At 72.7% G+C, this 4,397-nt stretch carries 3 protein-coding genes; all 3 read left to right on the top strand.

Features of this window, described 5'->3' with window-relative positions; all coding sequences use genetic code 11:
• On the top strand, nt 1-309 hold a 309-nt coding region (locus ACFUMH_RS18655), incomplete at its 5' end, for a UDP binding domain-containing protein (protein WP_378209039.1).
• 515 nt (nt 310-824) lie between these two features.
• Complete coding sequence (locus ACFUMH_RS18650; protein ID WP_378209037.1) at nt 825-2,387, top strand: glycosyltransferase; 1,563 nt, start codon at nt 825-827, stop codon at nt 2,385-2,387.
• Entirely contained in the window at nt 2,380-4,356 is a 1,977-nt protein-coding gene (locus ACFUMH_RS18645; protein ID WP_378209035.1) for a glycosyl hydrolase, read from the top strand. Before ACFUMH_RS18650 ends, ACFUMH_RS18645 begins: the two co-directional genes overlap by 8 nt.
• Nucleotides 4,357-4,397 lie beyond the last annotated feature (41 nt).

Raw genomic sequence — 4,397 nt, 5'->3', positions numbered from 1 at the left:
GCGCTGAACGTGGCCGCGGCGCTGCACCTGCGCGGTGCGCAGGTCACGGTGTACGACCCCGAGGCCGGCGACACCGCCCGCCGCCTGTTCCCGACCCTGTCCTACGGGACCTCGGTCGAGGAGGCCGTCGAGGGCGCCGACGTCGTGCTCGTCCTGACCGAGTGGGACGAGTTCCTCACCGCCGACCCCGCCCGCCTGGCGCCGCTGGCGAACCGGGCCAAGGTCATCGACGCCCGCGGCAAGCTCTCCGCGGAGGCCTGGCGCGAGGCCGGCTGGCAGTTCACCGGTCTCGGGCGCACCGCCGCCTGAGCCCCGCACCACCCGTACGACCGCGACGCGCGCGGTCCGGCCCTTCCCCCGGGGGCCGGGCCGCGCGCTTCGTCGTCCCCGGGGGCGTGCCGGCCCCCCGGACCCGCGCAGGGTGTCGACCGCCTGGTGAGACGTCCGTCACGCCGCGCGTGACAGAAAGGACAACCTGGACATCCGTCGCATTCCGCGCTGACCTGCAGGATGACCCGGTTCGTCCCGTTTATGCAGGTCAGATGTCCAGTATGACCGTTCACACCGAATTTTCCTGAATGGCTTTCGCGTCACCCGTCCGGGCGTGCAAGGTGTGGTCCACCGATCGGTGGCACCGCATCCAGCGGTGCTCGGCACACGACGAACGACAGCCCGGGTAGCTCCCGTGCCACGCCGTGGCCCGCCGGTCACTACGGCCTCGAGGCCGTCGACTGCAGGCACCGGGTCGAGCCTCCGGCCCCCGCTCCTGCTGCGCGCCGATGACGCCGTCCAGCTCATCCGCTACCGGCCACGCCAGGAGACTCATGTTCATCTTCATCCTCCAGCTACGGCACATGCTCGAGGGTCAGAACGAGATCTACCTCTTCGCCGTCTTCTCGACGCTCGTCTGGGCGCTGTGGATCCTCAAGGTCGTCCTGTCGCGGCGGTACCGCCCCGCGACGGCGCCCTACGAGGTCAGCACGTCCGTCGTCGTCCCGGTCGTCGACGAACCCCTCGACCTGTTCCGCGACGTGCTGCGTCGCATCGTCGACCAGCGTCCCGACGAGGTCATCGTCGTGATCAACGGCGCCCCGAACCCCGGCCTCGAGCAGGTCTGCGACGAGTTCGGGCCGCTGGTCCGGCGCGTCCACACGCCGGTCCCGGGCAAGCGCAACGCCGTCCGGATCGGCACCCAGATGTCCCGCGGCGAGATCACCGTCCTCGTCGACTCGGACACCGTGTGGACCGACAACACCCTGTCCGAGCTCGTGAAGCCGTTCGCGGACGCGTCCGTCGGCGGCGTCACCACGCGCCAGCGCATCCTCGAGCCGACGCGCTCCTGGATCACGCGCTGGGCCGACTGGCTCGAGAACACGAGAGCGCTCTACTCGATGCCGGCGCAGTCCGTCCTGGGGCAGGTCGGCTGCCTGCCGGGCCGCACCATCGCGTTCCGCCGGCGCATCCTCATGCAGGTCATGGACGCGTTCATGCACGAGAAGTTCCTCGGCGTGTTCCTCGAGGTCTCCGACGACCGGACCCTGACGAACCTCACGCTCAAGGCCGGGTACCGCACCGTCTACCAGTACACGAGCCTGGTCTACACGGACGCCCCGACGCAGGTCCGCAAGCTCGCGAAGCAGCAGCTCCGCTGGGCGCGCGGCAGCCAGTACAACACCCTGCGGATGCTGCCCTGGATGGTGGGCCACGCCCCGGTGCTGGCGGTCTTCTTCGTCACCGACATCCTGCTGCCGTTCCTGCTCTTCGGCACCATCGCCGGCTGGGTCTACCGCGGCGTCTCCGGCACGGGCATCAACCTCTACCAGGCGATCCTCGAGAGCACGACGCAGCTGCAGGGCTGGGCGTGGGTCATCGCCCTCATGGTCGTCTCGTCCGTGCTGTCGATGGCGATCCGGCAGATCCGGCACCTGCAGGAGAAGCCCTCGGACTTCTTCCGCCTGCCGCTGTTCATCATCGTCTCGACGCTGTTCCTCATGCCGATCCGGCTCCTCGGGTTCTTCCGCATGGCGCACGTCGCCGGCTGGGGCACCCGCGCGGGCGCCTACTCGGCGGGGCAGTCGGAGGCCGGCACGCCGGACCTCATGGCCGAGCTCGAGAGCGTCCCGGAGGACGACGCGCCGGTCGACCTGGTCGACCGGACGCCCCCGGGCGGCATGCCCGTCGTCGCGGGCGCCGTCACCGGTGCGCCGGCCGACGGGCCCGCCACGGGCACGGCGACGGCGCGGCTCGCGCTGCGCACGCGCGCACGTCAACGGGCCCAGGTCCGCGGTGCGCTGCCGGTGCCACGCCGGCGGCCCAACCCCCTCGCCCTCGTCCCCTACGCGATCGGACTCATGATGTTCGCCCTCATGGCGGTGTTCTATGTCTGAGCCCACGAGCACGCCCACCACGAAGCACTGGTGGACCCTGACCGGACGCCTCGGCGTCGCCTCCCGGCTCGGCGCCCTGGTCGTCGCCCTCGCGCTCGGCGCGGTGAGCGGCATCGTGTGGCTGTCGCCGTCGGCGGGGGCCCCGACCGCGGAGAAGAGCGAGCTGGAGAAGCAGCTCGAGCTGGAGAACGCCGACCTGCGGGCCGTCCTCGCCGACCGCGAGGACGAGCTGGCCGCCCTCGAGCGGTCGCAGGAGAAGGCGCGCACCGAGCGGGCCAGCGCCGCCGAGCGGGGCCGTGAGAAGGGCGCCGCCGAGAAGGCGGCCGCCCGGGCCGCGGAGGAGCGGGGCGAGCAGAAGGCCGCGGCGGAGAAGGCCGCCGCCGCCGAGCGCGGCAAGCAGAAGGCGGCCGCCGAGAAGGCCGCCGCCGGCGCGAAGGGCAAGCAGCGCGCCGCCCAGGAGCGGCTCGCCGCCGACCGTCGCGCCGCCCAGAAGGCGTCGCTCGAGCGTCAGCTCGCCCAGGTGCGGGGGGCGGCCGAGGCCGCCCGCGCCGCCGCGGCCGAGGCCGCCGCCCGGGCCGCCGCCGAGAAGGCGCGCGGCGACGACCTGAGCCACCAGGTCAACAACCCCGCGCCGCGCCCGCCGGCACCGCCGAAGCCGCGGCCGGCGACGCCGACGCTCGACCAGCTGCGCACGCCGCAGGACCGCTACTTCGGTCTCTACACCACCCAGTCGCCGTTCAACTGGGCGGAGTTCGACGACATCACGCGCAAGGTCGGCGCCACGCCCGACCTGTCCGGGTACTTCCAGGGCTGGGACGGCGACTTCCGCCCCGACGCGGTGACGCGTTCCTGGGAGAAGGGCATGCTCCCGCTGCTCACGTGGGAGTCCCGGCCGATGAACGCGGCCAACGACCAGGCGATCGACCCGAACTACTCGCTGCCGGTGATCATCAACGGCAAGTACGACGACTACCTGCGCAAGTACGCCCGCGACGTGGCCGCGCACGGCATGCCGCTGGCGATCCGCCTCAACCACGAGATGAACGGGTCCTGGTACCCCTGGGGCGAGCGCGAGTGGGGCGGCGGCCCGCTGAACGGCAACCGCAAGGGCGACTTCGTCAAGATGTGGCGCCACGTGCACGACATCTTCGAGGAGGAGGGCGCCAACGAGTTCGTGCTGTGGGTGTGGGCGCCGAACATCGTCAACGCGCTGCCGGACTACGGCAAGTACTCGTCCTGGTACATGAAGTCGCTCTACCCGGGCGACGAGTACGTCGACTGGGTCGGCCTGTCGGGCTACTTCCGCCCGCCGTACCGCGCCGACCAGACGCCGACCTTCTCGTACACGTACGACCGCTCGCTCAACCAGCTGCGGGAGTTCACGAAGAAGCCGATCCTCCTCGCGGAGATCGGGGCGTCCGAGATCGGCAACCAGAAGCCGCTGTGGGTGTCCGACCTGTTCGCCGGGCTCGCCAGGCCGGAGAACCAGGACATCATCGGCATCGCGTGGTTCCACCACACGGTGACGACGATCAGCGGCGGTCAGCGCGTCACGAACGACTGGCGCATCAACTCCCGCCGGGACTCGCTCGACGCGTTCATCAAGGGCATCCACGACCCGGCCGCCCGGTTCGGGTACCCGCCGCTCGCGACGCCCCTCGCCGCGGCCGAGGCGGAGGCCGCCGCGGCCGCCGTCGCGGAGCCGGCGGCCGGTGGGACCAGCCCGGCGCCCACGCCGGTGCAGGGGCCGCCGACGCCCGTGCCGTCGCCGACGATCACGTCGCCGTCGACGCCGGTGGCGGTGCCGTCCGCGACCGCCGCGCCGGAGGCCGCACCGGCCCCCGCGCCGGAGGTCGCGCCGGACCCCGCCCCCGAGCCGGCGCCCGCGCCGGCCCCGGAGGAGACGGCCGCCACGCTCGACGAGCAGGCCCTGGTGCCCGCGGGCGCCACCCCGTCGGCCACGCCCTGACGGCCCGCCGGTCCGGCCGGCCGCGCCCACCGCGCGGCCGG

The sequence above is a fragment of the Cellulomonas sp. NPDC057328 genome (assembly GCF_042667215.1).
In the GTDB taxonomy this organism is placed as follows: Bacteria; Actinomycetota; Actinomycetes; order Actinomycetales; family Cellulomonadaceae; genus Cellulomonas.
This window is presented reverse-complemented; position numbering and strand designations above follow the sequence as displayed.

Excerpts from the sequence above, each read along its gene's own strand:
- ACFUMH_RS18650 (WP_378209037.1), top strand. The coding sequence starts at position 825 with ATGTTCATCTTCATCCTCCAGCTACGGCACATGCTCGAGGGTCAGAAC.
- ACFUMH_RS18645 (WP_378209035.1), top strand. The coding sequence starts at position 2,380 with ATGTCTGAGCCCACGAGCACGCCCACCACGAAGCACTGGTGGACCCTG.